The 19,869-nt window shown below is 37.9% G+C and carries 12 protein-coding genes; 11 read left to right on the forward strand and 1 reads right to left on the reverse strand.

Annotation, left to right across the window (positions count from 1 at the left end; genetic code table 11):
• Positions 1 to 15: 15 nt before the first annotated feature.
• Positions 16 to 7,851, reverse strand: a complete 7,836-nt coding sequence (locus JS605_RS14770) for a M14 family zinc carboxypeptidase (protein WP_203258494.1) — start codon at positions 7,849 to 7,851, stop codon at positions 16 to 18.
• Positions 7,852 to 8,385: 534 nt separating this feature from the next.
• On the opposite strand from JS605_RS14770, the gene JS605_RS14775 reads away from it, so the two are divergent.
• From JS605_RS14775 to JS605_RS14825, 11 genes are all read left to right on the forward strand, one after another.
• Entirely contained in the window at positions 8,386 to 9,387 is a 1,002-nt protein-coding gene (locus JS605_RS14775) for a GntR family transcriptional regulator (RefSeq protein WP_203258495.1), read from the forward strand.
• A gap of 326 nt (positions 9,388 to 9,713) precedes the next feature.
• The gene (locus tag JS605_RS14780; protein WP_203258496.1) at positions 9,714 to 10,541 is read left to right on the forward strand and encodes an SDR family oxidoreductase; all 828 of its coding nucleotides are present in this window, start codon (positions 9,714 to 9,716) and stop codon (positions 10,539 to 10,541) included.
• Between the two features lie 21 nt (positions 10,542 to 10,562).
• A complete protein-coding gene (locus JS605_RS17725; RefSeq protein WP_203258497.1) occupies positions 10,563 to 11,531 on the forward strand; it encodes a Gfo/Idh/MocA family protein in 969 nt (322 codons plus the stop codon).
• 10 nt (positions 11,532 to 11,541) lie between these two features.
• A complete protein-coding gene (gene uxuA / locus JS605_RS14790; protein ID WP_203258498.1) occupies positions 11,542 to 12,717 on the forward strand; it encodes a mannonate dehydratase in 1,176 nt (391 codons plus the stop codon).
• 18 nt (positions 12,718 to 12,735) lie between these two features.
• Complete coding sequence (gene kduI, locus JS605_RS14795; protein ID WP_203258499.1) at positions 12,736 to 13,578, forward strand: 5-dehydro-4-deoxy-D-glucuronate isomerase; 843 nt, start codon at positions 12,736 to 12,738, stop codon at positions 13,576 to 13,578.
• Between the two features lie 3 nt (positions 13,579 to 13,581).
• Positions 13,582 to 14,376, forward strand: a complete 795-nt coding sequence (locus tag JS605_RS14800) for a gluconate 5-dehydrogenase (protein WP_203258500.1) — start codon at positions 13,582 to 13,584, stop codon at positions 14,374 to 14,376.
• Between the two features lies 1 nt (position 14,377).
• Positions 14,378 to 15,556 (forward strand): DUF4861 family protein, encoded by a 1,179-nt coding sequence (locus JS605_RS14805; protein ID WP_203258501.1) that lies wholly within the window; start codon positions 14,378 to 14,380, stop codon positions 15,554 to 15,556.
• An 8-nt stretch (positions 15,557 to 15,564) separates the two neighbouring features.
• Complete coding sequence (gene uxaC / locus JS605_RS14810) at positions 15,565 to 16,980, forward strand: glucuronate isomerase (RefSeq protein ID WP_203258502.1); 1,416 nt, start codon at positions 15,565 to 15,567, stop codon at positions 16,978 to 16,980.
• Positions 16,981 to 16,987: 7 nt separating this feature from the next.
• Positions 16,988 to 17,959 carry a TRAP transporter substrate-binding protein gene (locus JS605_RS14815; protein WP_203258503.1) on the forward strand — a complete coding sequence of 324 codons (972 nt, stop codon included), beginning with the start codon at positions 16,988 to 16,990 and terminating at the stop codon, positions 17,957 to 17,959.
• 3 nt (positions 17,960 to 17,962) lie between these two features.
• Positions 17,963 to 18,454: a TRAP transporter small permease gene (locus JS605_RS14820; protein ID WP_203258504.1), complete on the forward strand. Its 492-nt coding sequence runs from the start codon at positions 17,963 to 17,965 to the stop codon at positions 18,452 to 18,454.
• Between the two features lie 2 nt (positions 18,455 to 18,456).
• Entirely contained in the window at positions 18,457 to 19,761 is a 1,305-nt protein-coding gene (locus JS605_RS14825; RefSeq protein ID WP_203258505.1) for a TRAP transporter large permease, read from the forward strand.
• Positions 19,762 to 19,869 lie beyond the last annotated feature (108 nt).

Here is a 19,869-nt window from a genome sequence, read left to right on the forward strand (position 1 = left end):
TCTATTTATTTTTGATTAAAACTTTATTAACTGTCTCATCATAGAGAATCCAGTTTCAATATTTATGATTTTTACGACATATGGAGCTTGGTCTAGTTGATCTAAACCGCTTACTCTTATTTTTCTATTAGTACTTGAATACTGTCTGTCAATAACTAATCTACCATTCATATCAAATATCTGTATACCAAACTCTACACTATTATAACTTGAAGGTAAATCAATGTTAATAGTATTACCAAATGGATTTGGTAGTACAGAAATATTTCTGAATTCTAATTTGTCTCTATCAAGCGTGGTTTGGTCAAACCCGTCACAATCTTGATCAATACCATCATCTGTGATTTCTGGTGCTCCGGGGTGTATACTAGCTCCGCTACCCGGCGTGTCATCACAATCAGTTACAGGAAGTACGCTAGACGTGTATTCTATTCCTGGAGATGAACAATCAGAAACCGTTGATATTGCGTAACCATCACCATCAGCATCTAAATACCAAATAGTTTGAGGCGTCACTGTAAGGTTCAGCACATCGTTAGCCGTACATCCATCGTTGGTAATGGTAAGCCCAGACTGGCTTGTTGTATAGTCCTGTCCATTGGCTGCCCAAGTGTAGGTCTCTCCTGAACAGATGGTGGCATTGGTCACGTCATCTGCAGGTTTAGGCGTCACTGTTAAGTTAAGCACGTCATCCGCCGTACATCCATCATTGGTAATGGTAAGCCCAGACTGGCTTGTTGTATAATCCTGTCCATTGGCTGCCCAAGTGTAGGTCTCTCCTGAACAGATGGTGGCATTGGTCACGTCATCTGCAGGTTTAGGTGTTACCGTAAGGTTCAGTACATCATCCGCCGTACATCCATCATTGGTAATGGTAAGCCCTGACTGGCTTGTTGTATAATCCTGTCCATTGGCTGCCCATGTGTAGGTCTCTCCTGAACAGATAGTGGCATTGGTCACGTCATCTGCAGGTTTAGGTGTTACCGTAAGGTTCAGCACATCATCCGCCGTACATCCATCGTTGGTAATGGTAAGCCCTGACTGGCTTGTTGTATAATCCTGTCCATTGGCTGCCCAAGTGTAGGTCTCTCCCGAACAGATGGTGGCATTGGTCACGTCATCTGCAGGTTTTGGTGTTACCGTAAGGTTCAGCACATCGTTAGCCGTACATCCATCATTGGTAATGGTAAGCCCGGATTGTGACGTGGTATAGTCCTGTCCATTGGCTGCCCATGTGTAGGTCTCCCCCGAACAGATGGTGGCATTGGTCACGTCATCTGCAGGTTTAGGCGTTACCGTAAGGTTCAGCACATCGTTTGCCGTACACCCATCGTTGGTAATGGTAAGCCCAGACTGGCTTGTTGTATAGTCCTGCCCGTTGGCTGCCCATGTATAGGTCTCTCCTGAACAGATGGTGGCATTGGTCACGTCATCTGCAGGTTTTGGCGTAACAGTTAAGTTTAGTACATCATCAGCTGTACATCCATCGTTAGTAATGGTAAGTCCAGATTGCGCTGTTGTATAATCTTGGCCATTAGCTGCCCATGTGTATGTTTCTCCTGAACAGATGGTGGCATTGGTCACGTCATCTGCAGGTTTAGGCGTTACTGTTAAGTTAAGCACGTCATCCGCCGTACACCCATCGTTGGTAATGGTAAGCCCAGACTGGCTTGTTGTATAGTCCTGCCCATTGGCTGCCCATGTATAGGTCTCTCCCGAACAGATGGTGGCATTGGTCACGTCATCTGCAGGTTTTGGTGTTACCGTAAGGTTCAGTACATCGTTAGCCGTACACCCATCATTGGTAATGGTAAGCCCAGACTGGCTTGTTGTATAGTCCTGCCCGTTGGCTGCCCATGTGTATGTTTCTCCTGAACAGATGGTTGCATTGGTCACGTCATCTGCAGGTTTAGGCGTTACTGTTAAGTTAAGCACGTCATCCGCCGTACACCCATCGTTGGTAATGGTAAGCCCAGACTGGCTTGTTGTATAGTCCTGCCCATTGGCTGCCCATGTATAGGTCTCTCCCGAACAGATGGTTGCGTTTGTTACGTCATCTGCAGGTTTTGGTGTTACCGTAAGGTTCAGTACATCGTTAGCCGTACATCCATCGTTGGTAATGGTAAGCCCTGACTGGCTTGTTGTATAATCCTGTCCATTGGCTGCCCATGTGTAGGTCTCTCCTGAACAGATGGTGGCATTGGTCACGTCATCTGCAGGCTTAGGTGTTACCGTAAGGTTCAGTACGTCATCCGCCGTACATCCATCGTTGGTAATGGTAAGCCCTGACTGGCTTGTTGTATAATCCTGTCCATTGGCTGCCCATGTGTAGGTCTCTCCTGAACAGATGGTGGCATTGGTCACGTCATCTGCAGGCTTAGGTGTTACCGTAAGGTTCAGTACGTCATCCGCCGTACATCCATCGTTGGTAATGGTAAGCCCTGACTGGCTTGTTGTATAATCCTGTCCATTGGCTGCCCATGTATAGGTCTCTCCCGAACAGATGGTGGCATTGGTCACGTCATCTGCAGGTTTTGGTGTTACCGTAAGGTTCAGTACGTCATCCGCCGTACATCCATCGTTGGTAATGGTAAGCCCTGACTGGCTTGTTGTATAATCCTGCCCATTGGCTGCCCATGTATAGGTCTCTCCCGAACAGATGGTGGCATTGGTCACGTCATCTGCAGGTTTAGGTGTTACCGTAAGGTTCAGCACATCGTTAGCCGTACATCCATCATTGGTAATGGTAAGCCCGGATTGTGACGTGGTATAGTCCTGTCCATTGGCTGCCCATGTGTAGGTCTCCCCCGAACAGATGGTTGCGTTTGTTACGTCATCTGCAGGTTTTGGTGTTACCGTAAGGTTCAGCACATCGTTAGCCGTACATCCATCATTGGTAATGGTAAGCCCTGACTGGCTGGTCGTATAGTCCTGTCCGTTGGCCACCCATGTGTATGTTTCTCCCGAACAGATGGTTGCGTTTGTTACGTCATCTGCAGGTTTTGGTGTTACCGTAAGGTTCAGCACATCGTTAGCCGTACATCCATCGTTGGTAATGGTAAGCCCTGACTGGTTGGTCGTATAGTCCTGTCCGTTGGCCACCCATGTGTATGTTTCTCCCGAACAGATGGTTGCGTTTGTTACGTCATCTGCAGGTTTTGGTGTTACCGTAAGGTTCAGTACATCGTTAGCCGTACATCCATCGTTGGTAATGGTAAGCCCTGACTGGTTGGTCGTATAGTCCTGCCCGTTGGCTGCCCATGTATAGGTCTCTCCCGAACAGATGGTTGCGTTTGTTACGTCATCTGCAGGTTTTGGTGTTACCGTAAGGTTCAGTACATCGTTAGCCGTACATCCATCGTTGGTAATGGTAAGCCCTGACTGGCTTGTTGTATAGTCCTGTCCATTGGCTGCCCATGTATAGGTCTCTCCCGAACAGATGGTGGCATTGGTCACGTCATCTGCAGGCTTAGGTGTCACGGTTAAGTTAAGTACATCATCCGCTGTACATCCATCGTTGGTAATGGTAAGCCCTGACTGGCTGGTCGTATAGTCCTGTCCGTTGGCCGCCCATGTATAGGTCTCTCCCGAACAGATGGTGGCATTGGTCACGTCATCTGCAGGTTTAGGTGTTACCGTAAGGTTCAGCACATCGTTAGCCGTACATCCATCATTGGTAATGGTAAGCCCGGATTGTGACGTGGTATAGTCCTGTCCATTGGCTGCCCATGTGTAGGTCTCCCCCGAACAGATGGTTGCGTTTGTTACGTCATCTGCAGGTTTTGGTGTTACCGTAAGGTTCAGCACATCGTTAGCCGTACATCCATCATTGGTAATGGTAAGCCCTGACTGGCTGGTCGTATAGTCCTGTCCGTTGGCCACCCATGTGTATGTTTCTCCCGAACAGATGGTTGCGTTTGTTACGTCATCTGCAGGTTTTGGTGTTACCGTAAGGTTCAGCACATCGTTAGCCGTACATCCATCATTGGTAATGGTAAGCCCGGATTGTGACGTGGTATAGTCCTGTCCGTTGGCCACCCATGTGTATGTTTCTCCCGAACAGATGGTGGCATTGGTCACGTCATCTGCAGGTTTTGGTGTTACCGTAAGGTTCAGTACATCGTTAGCCGTACATCCATCGTTGGTAATGGTAAGCCCTGACTGGTTGGTCGTATAGTCCTGCCCATTGGCTGCCCATGTATAGGTCTCCCCCGAACAGATGGTGGCATTGGTCACGTCATCTGCAGGCTTAGGTGTCACGGTTAAGTTAAGTACATCATCCGCTGTACATCCATCGTTGGTAATGGTAAGCCCTGACTGGCTGGTCGTATAGTCCTGTCCGTTGGCCGCCCATGTATAGGTCTCTCCTGAACAGATGGTGGCATTGGTCACGTCATCTGCAGGCTTAGGTGTTACCGTAAGGTTCAGTACGTCATCCGCCGTACATCCATCGTTGGTAATGGTAAGTCCAGATTGAGCTGTTGTATAATCTTGGCCATTGGCTGCCCATGTATAGGTCTCTCCCGAACAGATGGTGGCATTGGTCACGTCATCTGCAGGCTTAGAACAACCCACATTTGCAGTTAAGGCTAATTCATCAATAGCAATATCACTATTAAATCCATTTCCTGTTGTTCCTGAAAATCTGAGTCTAATAACTTGCCCGTCGTAATTACCTAAATCTATAGTTTGTTGTGACCATGCTGCTCCACTGTTTGCTTGTTGTTGTCCACTTAAGATAGGTGTATTAGTTACTACATTTCCAGCTGCATTAAGTTGACTCCACGTGACTCCATTATCTGTGCTTACATCAACAGACAATGTTCCCATATCCCCTCCGTACATATGATAATAAAATGAAAAACTAGCATTTTGGTATCCATTTAGATCAAAACATGGACTGATGAAATTTACATTAACATTTGCTCCAATTCTATTGGTTCCAGGAGGGGTGGAAGCTTCAGCATAGTAGTAATTTCCACCACCATTATAATCTCCTGACGGACCTGTATTAGTAGAAGGTGTGCTTCCAGAATTCAAGGCCCAATAAGAGCTATCAGTACCAGGGTTTATGGTATCGTCATTAGGGTCTTGTTCCCAATCTGTTGAACCTGAATCAAAATTTTCAGCATAAGGATATGAAGAGATAATAGTTCCTGTACAAGCGGTTCCAGTAAAGTTTACTGATGAAGAATAGCTTGATGTGGAGACACCGCACCTTGTAGCGACTTGAGCTTCATAATCTGTTCCGTCTATTAAACCGTTTATTGTATAAGTATTAGTAACAATATCTGTTACGGTTGTCCAAGTTGGAGCACCAGTTTCTCTGTATCTTACGTCATAAGTAGCTGATGGTATATTATCCCAGCTAAGTATAGCTGATAATGCTGTTGTTGTTGTATCTGCTGTAAGTCCAACGGGTGCAATGGAATTATTACATGGGATTTGAATATCTAAAATTTTAAAATCATCAAAAATAAAACCATCGAATGTAGTGGTTAAATCGTCCTCTCTATTGGTATCGTCTGATTTAAATCTGAATCTGAATTCTATGTTACTTTGTCCTAGTAGAAAGCTATTGTCTTCATTATTGATAAGAATTTCTTCCATTACCCATTTATCCATGCTATCTCCATCATAAATGGTTTCTCCATTGGTTGATTGGTGTTGTGCAAGTGTATTGTTGTTACCATAAATACTGAAAGAATCAGACCTTTTAGAGATGTGGAAATTAGTTAGTGATGTTGCTGCAGGTTTATTATATCTACCACATAAAGCAGTCCAATTACTACCTCCATCTGTACTTGCTTCTAGTTGTACCAAGTCAAAATTTCTCTCTAAATCCCATTTCGCATAAAATTGTACTAATGCTTGAGAAGAAGATGATAAATCTATCGTGGAATTTAATGTAATGGTTTTGTTTTCATTATTACTATAAGCGCCTGAGGGCGAATCTGTAATAGCTGTAGAACCAATATGGGAGTCTCCTGTGGTTCCCCATGTACCTCCTGATGTTGTCCAGTTTGAAGTGTCTGTATCATTGTCTTGGAACAGAACAGTAGGTTGGTAATATTTTATATAATTTGCGCGATAGATAATAAAATCATTATTACTTAAAGTAACTTGAAACTCAATTTCATCATTTGGTTGAATTCCAGCATCTAATGTATAAGGTACATTTAAATTTCGTTGCTCCAATTTTGTCCATCCAGATTGTACAGAAGGAGAGGTTATTGAGGTAATGTTTGCAGAAACTGGTGTAACCGTAAGTGTAATATCGTCGTAAGTCTTACCTAAATATTCTACACCAAAGGTTAAGTTTCCCGATGTAGATGATATGTCACTTGTATTTAGGTCGTGAAATTTAGCATATTTTCCAGAGTGAATAACTGATAAATAATTCATACGTAAAGCACGTCTAGCGATATCTATAATCAATGTAGTAGTAGGCCAAAAATCATCTCCATTTTCTGGAGCGAAAGCCAATACATCTTTTCCGGAACCTGAGCTTGTTTGTCCGCCAGAAGTTACAGATGGTCCACCTAGCATCCAGTCGTTAACATCTCCGTTAGCTTCGTATAATGTGTTTGGTGCCGACCCAAAAATATACCTATTATGATGTGTTAAATCAGTACATATTTTTGCATATTCATCTTCTCTTCCGGAGTCGATTGCTGATGCATTACCATTATAAGAAGAAGTCACGATGGAATTTAAACCACCGTGATGGTTTACAGCTACTTTAATATCATGTGCGGCAATGAATTCTTGTACAATTTGTGTTTCAGGCTCTGATCCTGCCGAGGGCCCTCTATATGTATTACTACTTGTTGTGGGTGAGGAACCAGTATTGTCCCATCCCCAGTAATAGTTAAAGTTTCTATTTAAATCAACCCCTCTAACATTATTAGATGAACTCGTAGTGCCATTATCTGCAACTCCAGGTCTTAAATTTTTACGCTGTAATCCTCCACCAGATGGGGCTATAACCTCATTCCAACGATATCCATCAGGGTTACTGATTGGTATGATGTAGATTTCTTGATTGTCTACTATGTTTTTTACAAAAGGGTCTGTACTATAGTTTTCAAGTAAATACCACATAAAATAGAAAGTGTTCATAACACTACTAATCTCACGGGCATGCATTGCACCAGTAATTAGTGTTTCAGGCTCATTTGCTTCATCTGTATCAGGGTTATCTGAAATTCTAACATAGTACACAGGTTGTCCAGCCCATGTTGTACTACCCGTAGAATTTCCGTGAGTTACTGTTCCTGAAGTAGAAGCATCTGTTCTCACGGATATTAAATTTGGATACATACTACGCATCAAATCTAATTCAGCATAAGCCTCACTTAATGTTAGTGCTCCACCCATACTACCTAACTTAAAGTTTGTAGGCTCTATCCAATCAATTTCTTCACAATCATCATGTTGCGTTGGGTTATCAACTAAGCTACTCTTTTTGCTTAACGTTTTGCTTGCCCTCTTTTGAGCTGCGATCTGTTGGGATAGTCTTAGTTCGGCTTGGGCAATTGGTAATTCAATTGCATTTCTTTCACTATAGTAAGTAGTGAGATCATCAATTAAGACATTATAGGAAATGCCTTGATTGTCTAGAAGCTGTAATTCAGCATAACTAAGTTCCATTTGCAAATTATTGTTAACGAACTTAGGTCCACAAGATAAAGCTATTCCAGCCTTTTGGATGTTTTGTAATGTGCTAACTGAAGGGTTAGGTATGGAGATTCTTTTTGGCGTTTGATTTATTACCTGAGAGAAACCATAATTAATAAGTAAATTGAAAATTGCTAGCAAAACAATTTTCTGGCAGGTAGTTTTTTTCATCAGATTTAGGGGTTAATGAATTACAGGGGCTAATATAGTATTTTACAATTCAAAACTCCATGAAAGGCAAAAAAAATCGATGAAATACATTTTTAAAATTGTTTTTCTTATATTTAAATCTTGTTTTTTAGCTGTCAAATTATATTTTTTATTTCTGTAAATCAATTGATTAGGTGTTTATAAATATGTGTTGTAAGATAAAAAATACAATATTAGATAAGAGTGAAAAAAAATTAATCTGGATTGATAAAAATTTTATTATTCTTACAATTTTGTAGTTTAAAACTTATACCATTCCAAGTAAATATTAATAGCTCAAAAGTAGTGAGATAAACTAAGTTAGAAGTATTGGAAAATATGGGGAATTATTTAAAGAGAGATGTGTTTTAGAAGTATAATTACCAGACACAGCAGGACAGTTGTTTGTTTTATTGATGTTAATTTGTCTTATATCCTTTAATTTTGTAGGTGTTTTTAACAAATCTGATTCTTCAGTTTGTTTTATTTTACAAACTTTTTTTAATGTTGTAAATTATGGTTGACAGCAAGGTAAAGCTGAAAAATATAGGTAATAATGATGTTCCTAAGTATAAAAAAATCTTTAATGCTTTTAAAGAATCTATAGAAACCAATGCTTTTAAACCTGGAGATAGTATACCTTCCATTAATGAGTTTAGTAAAGATTATAGATTATCTAGAGATACTGTTTTTAAGGCCTATACTTTATTAAAACAAAAAGGATTTATAAAGTCTACACCAAATAAAGGTTACTATGTTGCTGATAGTAAAATAAAAGTACTTTTACTCATAAGTACATTTAAAGCCTATAAAGAGGTATTGTATCACTCGTTCATGCAGAATTTACCAAGTAACGTTATTGTTGATTTTCAATTTCATCATTACAATGTAAAGAATTTTAAGTCTATGCTAGATATTGAGGAAGGGGAATATTATAAATACATTATTATGGGTTTTGACCATCCTGAAGTAAAAAGAGCTATTTCTAAAATTGATAGGAATAGGCTTTTATTAATAGATTGGGATCTGGGTTCTGAAAAAACTAAAAACTACCTTCTTCAAGATTTCGGACAAGGGTTTTATAACTGTTTAGAGCAAGGGTTACATTTATTTAAGAAATACAATGAAATCAACTTTGTTTATCCTGAGTATACTTATCACCCGTGGGAGAGTGTAGAGTATTTTAAAAAGTTTTGTGATACCTATGGTATTAAGTGTAGTATTACCAAAAACTCTAAAGACTTGAAAGTGAAACGTCATACCGCATATATAACTGTGAATGATAGAATGTTATATGATTTACTCGACCAATGTATTACTGAAGACTTGGAACTTGGTAAGGATGTTGGCTTGCTTTCATATAATGAAACTCCAATCAAGAGGTTTATTTACAAAGGTATTACAGTAGTATCAATAGACTTTAAAGAGTTTGGTGCAATAGCAGCAGAGTTTGTTAAAACAGATAACGCCATTAGAAAATTTTTACCTACAAAATTAATAATAAGAGACTCTTTGTAAAATCATCTTACTTAGATTCTTTTAGTTGTTAACTACATTACAATCCCAAATCTTACCCTTATAAAGATGTTTTTTAATATATTGCAAAGCAGGACAGAGCAGGACAGGTTCATTTGCTTTCTTAACTATTTTTGTTTGTAGATAAAATGACTTGATGCCAAGTGTATTTCTCTAGCTTTAAAGTACGAAAAAGGTAGTTGATAGTACATTTTTCTTAAGCGTTTTAAATAAGTAATAAAGTAATGCTTTTTTTTGTTCTGGAGTTTTAAACGAGGATTAAAACAGCTTTAAATATTAAATTAAATAACTGATCAAACCATAACTAAATGACTAAAACAATAGTATTAACAGGTGCAGGAGGTGTACTTTGTGGCACATTAGCAAAGGCACTAGCAAAACAAGGACACAATGTGGCTTTGTTGGATCTTAGGAAAGAGGCCGCAGATGAAATTGCAAACGAAATTAATTCAAGCGGAGGCAAGGCCATAGGCGTTGCTGCTAATGTACTTGAAAAAGAATCATTACAAAATGCTAAAAAGGAAGTTAATGGCGCATTTGGGGATTGCGATATTCTTATTAACGGCGCTGGGGGTAATCATCCGTTAGGTACCACTTCAAATACTCATTTTTTGGAAAGTGATTTAGAAAATAAGGCTGAAGGCTTTAAAACATTTTTTGATTTAGATACTAGCGGAATAAAATTCGTATTTGATTTAAATTTTATTGGGACATTATTGCCAACTCAGGTGTTTGCAGAAGATATGATAGGTAAAGAAGGTTGTAGTATATTAAATATTTCCTCGATGAATGCCTTTACGCCTTTAACCAAAATTCCAGCATACAGTGGTGCAAAAGCAGCAATATCTAATTTTACCCAATGGTTAGCGGTTCACTTCTCAAAGGTAGGTATTCGAGTGAATGCTTTGGCTCCAGGTTTCTTTTTAACTGATCAAAATAGATCTCTATTAACAAACTCAGATGGAAGTTTAACCCCACGTGGAAATCAAATTATAGACCAAACCCCCATGGGTAAGTTTGGTGAGCCTGAAGACCTTATTGGAACTACGTTATGGCTGTGTGGAGAAGGCGCCTCATTTGTGACTGGGGTAGTCATCCCAATTGATGGTGGATTTAGCGCTTATAGTGGAGTGTAATTTAAAATTTTAAAACGCATAGTGATTAACGATACAGTAATTTGGGGAATTATTGGTTGCGGCGACGTAGCCGAAGTTAAGAGTGGGCCAGCATTTCAAAAATGTGAAAATTCTAAACTACTGGCAGTGATGCGTAGAAATGCCAGTTTAGCTGAAGACTTTGCTAAGCGTCATTACGTGCCTTTTTGGTATAGCGATGCTGATAAACTTTTAGCAAATCCAGATGTTAATGCGGTTTATATAGCAACACCTCCTTCTACACATTTAGAATATGCAATAAAGGCTCTGAATGCTGGTAAACATGTATATATTGAAAAGCCAATGGTATTAAATGATGCAGAGGCAATTCAATTAGAAGAGGCAGTTGGCAATAGCAATCAAAAGCTAGTGGTAGCGCATTATCGCAGATTTTTACCAATGTATGCTAAGGTAAAAGAACTCATAAATACCAATGCCATAGGGGATATAAAGTTTGTAGATTTAAGATTTTTACAGCCTTATAACTTTAATGATAAAGCCACATGGAGATTAGACGCAGAAGTTTCAGGAGGAGGTTATTTTCATGATATAGCCCCACATCAAATAGATTTAATGTACTATTTTTTTGGAGCATATAAAAGAGCAACAGGATTGGCTGTAAACCAATCAAAGATTAATAATGTTGATGATACTGTTAACGGTGTTATAGATTTTAGTAATGGTGTTCAATTTAGAGGGATGTGGTCTTTTGCTATTCCTGAGTATTTAGAAGAAGATCGCTGCACTATTTATGGAGACAAGGGAACAATTGAAATTTCCTTCTATAAGGAAAAACTTGTGTTGAACTCGAGTAAAATAAATAAAACTTTCGAATTTAATAATCCAGAGAACATTCAGCAGCCCATGATACAGGAAACAGTTAATTATTTTCTAGGTAAGCGCAGTAACCCATGTCCTGTTGAAGATGGAAAATTGGTCACAAAATTAATGCAAGAATTTACAAAAAAGTAAACAATAAAAAATGGAGCAAACATGGAGATGGTACGGGCCAAACGACCCAGTATCTTTATCAGATGTAAAACAAGCGGGAGCAACAGGTGTGGTTTCTGCATTACACCATATACCTAATGGTCAGGTATGGACTGTAGAAGAAATACAAAAGCGAAAAGAAATCATAGAAAATGCTGGTTTAACCTGGAGTGTAGTAGAAAGTATACCAGTACACGAAAATATTAAAACCCGTTCGGGAGATTTTAAAACTTACATAGAAACTTATAAGCAAAGTATAGAAAATTTAGCCAAATGTGGGATTAATATTGTATGCTATAACTTTATGCCAGTACTAGACTGGACAAGAACAGATTTAGCCTTTAAAGTAGAGGATGGTTCTGAAGCATTACGTTTTGATGTTACCGCATTTGCAGCATTTGAGTTGTTTTTGTTAAAGCGACCAGGAGCAGAAAGTGATTATACAGAAGCACAACAATTGGCAGCTAAAGCTTATGCGGATGGATTGTCTGAAGAGGAAAAAACCAAATTAGTAAATAACATTATCGCTGGCTTACCAGGAGCAGAAGAAGGATATACATTAGAACAGTTTCAGGGTATCTTAGATACCTATAAAGACATCGATGCGCAAACATTAAGAGGGAATTTGGTAGCCTTCCTTAAAGAAATTATACCAGTAGCATCAAAAAATGATGTGTTGATGTGCATACACCCTGATGACCCTCCATATCCAATTTTAGGATTACCAAGAGTAGTAAGTACAGAGGCCGATTATGCATACTTATTTGATAACGTGCCAGATTATGCTAATGGTATTACGTTCTGTACAGGGTCTTTAGGTGTTAGGGCAGATAATGATTTAGTTAAGATTTTTCAGCGCTTTGCTGATAGAACACATTTCTTGCATCTAAGAAGTACAAAACGTGATGAAGCAGGTAATTTTTATGAAGCAGATCATTTAGATGGTGATGTAGATATGTATGGTGTAGTAAGAGCTGTTTTAGAAGAAGAAAAACGAAGAAGGGCAGAAGGTAGAACAGATACTGCGATACCAGTAAGACCAGACCATGGACATCAAATGTTAGATGATCTAAATAAGAAAACCAACCCAGGATATTCAGGTATAGGTAGATTAAGAGGTTTGGCAGAAATACGCGGTTTAGAATACGGACTAAAACACATTATATAAACGATAATCACTAGAGTTATGAGCACAAATTACGAAACGAGATACGCATCGAGCCCACAAGCAGTAAAAAAATATGATACACAGGAGTTAAGAGATGAGTTTTTAATACCAGATTTAATGCAGAAAGATAACATTAAATGGGTATACACACATTATGATAGGTACATGGCAGGAGGTGCAATGCCAACAGCCGAAGCATTGTCTCTAGAAACAATAGATCCTTTAAAATCTGAATTCTTTTTAGAACGAAGAGAATTGGGGATTATAAATGTAGGTGGTGCAGGAACTATTGTAGCAGATGGAGAAACGTTTACTATGGCACACAAAGATGCCTTGTACCTTGGTAAAGGCGTAAAAGATGTAGTTTTTAAAAGTGATGATGCTAATAAACCAGCAAAATTTTACATGAATTCGGCACCAGCACATACATCTTACCCAACAAAACATGTAGCTAAAGTAGATGCTAACAAAATTGAACTTGGAAGTTTAGAGACTGCGAATCATAGAACCGTAAGTCAAATGATTATCGGTGGTATTGTAACAACTTGCCAATTGCAAATGGGGATGACAGAACTTAAAACAGGCTCTGTTTGGAATACAATGCCATCACATGTTCATGATAGAAGAATGGAGATTTACTATTATTTAGATATTATGGATGAACAGGCAGTTTGTCACTTTATGGGAGAACCACAGGAGACACGTCATATATGGATGCAAAATCACGAAGCAGTAATTTCTCCACCATGGTCTATCCACTCAGGATCAGGAACTTCAAACTATACCTTTATCTGGGGAATGGCAGGAGAGAATTTAGATTATGGCGATATGGATGTTGCTAAAATAACAGAATTACGATAGGCTATGAGTATCTCTTTATTTGATATAAAAGGCAAAATAGCCTTAGTAACGGGAAGCACACACGGTCTTGGTATGGCGATGGCAAGAGGCTTAGGTTTGGCAGGAGCAACTATAGTTGTTAACGGAAACTCATCTCAAGAAAAAATAGATAAAGCCGTAGCGCAATACAAAAGCGAAGGTATTAATGCTGTAGGTTATAAATTTAATGTAACCAACGAAGCAGAAGTAAGTGCAGCTATATCTAAAATTCAAGAAGAAGTAGGGCGTATTGATATACTAATCAACAATGCGGGGATTATAAAAAGAACTCCTCTAATAGATATGGAGGTTGCCGACTTTAAACAAGTTATAGATGTAGATTTGGTAAGTCCTTTTATAGTGTCTAAACATGTTGTGCCAGCTATGATAGAGCGAAAAGCAGGTAAGGTTATAAATATTTGCTCCATGATGAGTGAATTAGGGCGTAACAGCGTAGGCGCTTATGCAGCTGCAAAAGGTGGTTTAAAAATGCTCACACAAAATATGGCTACAGAATGGGCAAAGCATAATATCCAAGTAAATGGTATAGGGCCAGGGTATTTTGCCACATCGCAAACCGCACCAATACGTGTAGATGGACACCCATTTAATGATTTCATAGTAAACAGAACACCAGCAGCCAAATGGGGAGACCCAGATGATTTAGCTGGGGCAGCCATATTTTTGTCATCTAAGGCTAGTGACTTTGTAAATGGTCAAGTAGTATATGTAGATGGCGGTATTTTAGCGACCATAGGAAAACCATCTAACGAAGATTAATATGAAAACAACACCAATATTCGCATTACTTACACTTTGCTTAGCGTTTTTTAATTGTAAAAGCGAGTCGGGACAGATTGTAACTGTAAAGAACACTTTAGATATATCACGGAGTTTTGAAACTGTTGAGATTAATGTATCTGATATAATTTTATCGCAAGATGAAAGTATTGAGGGTATTGGAGTTGTAGATGTTGAAACAGGTAATGTGTTAGTTTCCCAGCTCATTGATGAAGATCAAGATGGGAGTGCTGATGCGTTATTGTTTCAAACAGACATTGATGCCAATTCAGAAAAAAGATTTAAACTATTACAAGTTGAAGCATCATCCAGACCAGATGTAAAAGAATATTGTTATTCTAGATTTGTACCAGAACGTACTGATGATTACGCGTGGGAAAACAATAAGGTGGCATTTAGAACCTTTGGGCCTGTAGCGCAAAAAATGAAGGAAGATGGTGTTAAAGGAGGTACGCTTTCTAGTGGTATTGATGCTTGGTTAAAACGTGTAGAGTATCCTATAATCAATAAATGGTACAAGCGTAATGATGAAAAATTAGGAGCTTACCATTATGATATAGGAGAAGGTTTAGATAACTTTCATGTAGGTGTAAGTAGAGGCGTAGGTGGTTTGGCAGCAAAAATAGACACCACTTATTATGTGTCTAAGAATTTCACAAAATGGACAACCATTGCAACTGGACCAATACGTACAAGCTTTATATTAGAATATGCTAATTGGAATGCGAATGGTAGTCCTATTTCAGAGACCAAGCATATTTCTTTAGATTATGGAAGTAATTTATCTAAATTTGAGGTAGAACTATCCGGTGTTGAAACTATTTATGCGGGGTTAACACTGCATGAAAAAGATGGTAATGATACTCAAAACACCAAGGCAGGCTACATTTCTTACTGGGAGCCACATGGCGATTCTGAATTAGGGACAGCGATAGTTGTACCTAATGGAAATATGATATCTTCAGAATTGTTTGATACTCCAGTTAAAGATTGGAGCAACTTATATGCAAACATAAAAATAGATGAAGGTAAAGTAGTTTACTACGCTGGATTTGGTTGGAAAAAAGCAAAAGAGTTTACTACCGAAGCAACATGGAATAATTATTTAGAAACATTTGCAAAAAAAGCAAATAACCCGTTGGTGGTTACCTTGAAATAAAGCACTAAATGAAATCAACTAAATTTATAACAGATAATTTTATATTACAATCAGATATTGCAGTACAACTGTATCATGAGTATGCTAAAGATTTACCAATTATAGATTATCACAATCATTTATCACCACAAAAAATTGCAGAAAACCAGCCTGTTAAAAATATTACGGATGCATGGTTAGAAGGAGATCATTATAAGTGGAGGGCAATGCGAGCCAATGGTGTCGAAGAAATTTTTATCACAGGTTCTGCTACTTCAAAAAAAGAAAAGTTTTTAAAATGGGCAGAAACTGTTCCTTATACCTTAAGAAATCCTTTGTTTCATTGGACACATTTAGAGCTTGAACGTTATTTTGGGATAGATGATGTGCTGCAACCAAACACAGCAGAGACTATTTATGAAACAGCAAATGCAGTTCTAGAAAATAAAACACCAGCTCAGCTTTTGGAAGATATGAAAGTTGAAGTAATCTGTACTACAGATGATCCTATTGATGATTTAAGATATCATAAAGAAATATCAGAAAAAGGGTTTTATACTAAGGTGTTTCCAACGTTCAGACCAGATGCGTTATTATTTATAGAAAAAGAAAACTTTAGTGCCTACATAAGTAAATTATCGGGGTGTGTTGGGTTTTCCATAGAGTCATTAGATGATTTATTAAAAGCTATAGAAAATAGGGTTTCGTATTTTGATGCAGCAGGTTGCCGTTTGTCTGATTATGGGATGGAAGAAATATATGCAGCAGATTTTACAGAAGCAGAAGCAGATACCATATTTAAGAAACGACTATCAGGAAATAAAATTTCAAAAGATGATGTTAAGCTATACGCATCATGTGTTTTGGATAAGTTATGTAAAATGTACCATGCTAAGGGATGGACACAACAGTTTCATGTGGGAGCCATAAGAAATAATAATGATAGGTTATTAAACCAAATAGGTTTAGATGCGGGTGTAGATTCTATTGGGGATTTTCCAGCGGCTAAGTCTATGTCTAAATTATTTAATAGATTAGATAGCACAAATCAATTAGCAAAAACAATTTCATATAATTTAAACCCTTCGCAAAATGAAGTGTTTGCTACCATGATGGGCAATTATAGTGAAGGGGGTACACCAGGAAAAATGCAATGGGGGTCTGGCTGGTGGTTTTTAGATCAAAAAGACGGCATGGAAAAACAGATCAACTGTTTATCTAATATGGGGTTGTTAAGTCGATTTGTAGGAATGCTAACCGATAGTCGAAGCTTTTTATCTTTTCCTAGACATGAGTATTTTAGACGTATCTTGTGTAATATTCTTGGCGAAGATGTCAAACAAGGACTCATACCTAACGATTTGGAATTTTTAGGAAAGATGGTACAGGATATATGTTATTACAATGCAAAAAACTACTTCGGTTTTAGTAATTACCGAAAATAAATAAGACATGAGAAAAACACTTGCAATCTGTTTACTTTTTTTAGTGGTTTTATCCTGTAAGAAGGATGAAAACAAAAAGGTACTCTATCTGGCCCATACCTTGCCTCAAACACATCCTGTTCATAAAGGGATTGTAGAATTCCAAAAGATATTAAATAAGAAATCTAATGGCGAGCTAACAATTAAAATATTTCCTGATGCACAATTAGGTTCAGAGCGAGAAGTTTTAGAACTGTTACAAATTGGTAGCGTGGCTATTACTAAAGTAAGTGCGGCAACATTATCTAATTTTGTGCCAGAATACCATGTGTTGGGAATTCCGTATCTGTTTAGAGATAAACAACATATGTTTGATATTTTAGAAGGGCCAGTTGGTAAATCCATATTAGAAAAAGGGGAGAAATTTTGGCTACGTGGTTTATGTTATTATGATGCAGGAAGTAGAAGTTTTTACACTTCTAACAAAGCGGTAAGAACCCCTGAGGATTTAAAAGGGTTAAAAATTCGTGTTATGAACAATCAAATGGCTATAAATATGGTAAACTCATTGGGAGGTGCAGCCACACCAATGGCTTATGGTGAGTTGTATACGGCAATACAACAAGGTGTTGTAGACGGAGCCGAAAATAATCCGCCATCATTTGTGTCATCCAATCATTACGAAATTAGTAAGTACTATACACTGGACGAACATTCCTCAGTGCCAGATGTTTTATTGATAGGGACAAAACAATGGGAAAAATTATCCGATCAAGAGAAAACTTGGGTGCAAGACGCAGCTAATGAGTCTGCTCAAGCTCAAAAACAGTTCTGGAAAGCATCGGTTGATGAAAGTATGAAAATAGCTAGAGAAGCTGGTGTGGAGATTATAATTCCTGAAAAATCTTTATTTGCAGAAAAGTCAAAATCAGTCTTGGAAGAGTTTAAAAAAGAACATCCAGAGCTAATTCAACTGGTTAAGGATATAAAATCTAATTAAAATATGAGCACGTCTACATCTATATTTAGTAAAGTAGTCAAGTTTATGGAAGTATTCTTGATTATCATATTCACGCTTCTGGTTTTTGATGTGTTGTTTCAAGTGTTTTCAAGATACGTATTAAAAGCTTCGTTTTCATGGACAGAAGAGTTGGCTAGGTTTTCATTAATCTGGATGTCTATTTTAGGCGCAGCATACCTAAATGCTAAAAGAGAGCATTTATCAATGGATTTTCTTTACAGGAAATTTTCAGACAAGACGAAAAAGAAAGTATCCATCCTCATAGAAGTATTTATCTTTTTGTTTGCATTAATTGTTATGGTAATAGGAGGTTTAAACCTTGTATATACCACGTTGCATTTAGGACAATTATCAGGGACGTTGCGCATCCCTCTAGGATATATTTATGCCATTTTACCATTTAGTGGTTTACTAATTATGTGGTTTTCAATTATCCATATAACACAAATTTCTAAAAACCAATTAACCGACTAATCATGAGTATAGAAGTAATAAGTATAATAGTTCTGTTTGCTAGTTTTTTTGTGCTTTTAATGCTTAAAGTGCCAGTGGCGTACAGCATTGGTATTTCAACAACACTTAGTTTGTTATTAAATATAGATAAGCTACCAGGTCTTACTACTATTGCCCAACGAATGACAACGGGCATAGATAGTTTTGCGCTTTTAGCAATTCCGTTTTTTGTGTTAGCGGGAGAAATCATGAAACAAGGCGGTATCGCCAATAGACTCATTAATTTTGCAAAATCGTTGGTAGCTAGCTTACCAGGAGGTTTGGCCTACGTAAATGTATTGGCTTCTATGTTGTTTGGAGCTATTTCAGGAAGTGCAATTGCAGCTACTTCAGCTATTGGTAGTATCATGACCGATAGGATGGAAGAAGAAGGCTATCCAAGAGAATTTAGCGCTTCAGTAAATATTACATCATCAACAACAGGATTGTTAATTCCACCAAGTAATATTTTAATAGTTTATGCTTTAGCTAGTGGAGGTACTGCCTCTGTAGCGGCTTTATTCATTGCTGGTTACCTGCCGGGGATTTTGTTAGGTTTAGCGCTTATTGGATATATCGTTTTTGTAGCCATAAAACGTAAATTTGCAAAAGGCCAACGTGCTACATTAAGAGAGGTATGGAGCCATTTCAGAAAAGCATTCTTTAGTTTATTAATGCTTGTTATTGTTGTAGGGGGTATTGTGGCAGGTGTTTTTACAGCTACAGAAGCTTCAGTGATAGCAGTTTTATACGCAGCCATACTTGCACTTATTTATAAAGATGTGACTTTAAAAAGTTTTCCTAATATATTATTGAATAGTGCCAAGACTACCGCAGTAGTAATGTTTTTAATTTGTACATCTATGGCAATGAGTTGGTTGTTTTCATTTGAAAGTATTCCTGCGTTAATGAGTAACTTCTTATTAGAACAATTTAGTAGTAAGTTTGCTATATTTCTTGTTATCAATTTAACATTATTAGTTATAGGAACTTTTATGGATATGACTCCAGCAGTGTTAATATTTACGCCTATTTTCTTACCAGTGGTTATGGCATTGGGCATGGATCCGGTACATTTTGGTATTGTTTTGGTGCTTAATTTATGTATTGGCTTATGTACGCCACCAGTGGGAACTATACTTTTTGTGGGAAGTGGTATAGCCAAGGTTTCGGTATCTCAAGTTGTGAAACCGTTATTACCATTTTTACTAATTATGGTAATAGTTCTGTTTTTAATAACATATATTCCAGAAATTTCTATGTGGTTACCTGGATTATTTGAGTTGTAATTATCTAACCAAGTCTGTAGGCTGTACTTTTCACTCTCTATTCTGAGCTTACTTATGTTAAAGTACTTTAAGTCTGCTAATTCTTATAAATAAGTAGAGTTTTATCTA

The sequence above is a fragment of the Hyunsoonleella ulvae genome, from assembly GCF_016827605.1.
In the GTDB taxonomy this organism is placed as follows: domain Bacteria; phylum Bacteroidota; class Bacteroidia; order Flavobacteriales; family Flavobacteriaceae; genus Jejuia; species Jejuia ulvae.

Bases quoted from the DNA above. Each gene is read 5' to 3' on its own strand.
- kduI (WP_203258499.1), top strand. From the start codon at position 12,736: ATGAGCACAAATTACGAAACGAGATACGCATCGAGCCCACAAGCAGTA.
- JS605_RS14815 (WP_203258503.1), top strand. From the start codon at position 16,988: ATGAGAAAAACACTTGCAATCTGTTTACTTTTTTTAGTGGTTTTATCC.
- JS605_RS14770 (WP_203258494.1), bottom strand. From the start codon at position 7,851: ATGAAAAAAACTACCTGCCAGAAAATTGTTTTGCTAGCAATTTTCAAT.
- uxaC (WP_203258502.1), top strand. From the start codon at position 15,565: ATGAAATCAACTAAATTTATAACAGATAATTTTATATTACAATCAGAT.
- JS605_RS14825 (WP_203258505.1), top strand. From the start codon at position 18,457: ATGAGTATAGAAGTAATAAGTATAATAGTTCTGTTTGCTAGTTTTTTT.
- JS605_RS14820 (WP_203258504.1), top strand. From the start codon at position 17,963: ATGAGCACGTCTACATCTATATTTAGTAAAGTAGTCAAGTTTATGGAA.
- JS605_RS14780 (WP_203258496.1), top strand. From the start codon at position 9,714: ATGACTAAAACAATAGTATTAACAGGTGCAGGAGGTGTACTTTGTGGC.
- JS605_RS14775 (WP_203258495.1), top strand. From the start codon at position 8,386: ATGGTTGACAGCAAGGTAAAGCTGAAAAATATAGGTAATAATGATGTT.
- JS605_RS14805 (WP_203258501.1), top strand. From the start codon at position 14,378: ATGAAAACAACACCAATATTCGCATTACTTACACTTTGCTTAGCGTTT.
- uxuA (WP_203258498.1), top strand. From the start codon at position 11,542: ATGGAGCAAACATGGAGATGGTACGGGCCAAACGACCCAGTATCTTTA.
- JS605_RS14800 (WP_203258500.1), top strand. From the start codon at position 13,582: ATGAGTATCTCTTTATTTGATATAAAAGGCAAAATAGCCTTAGTAACG.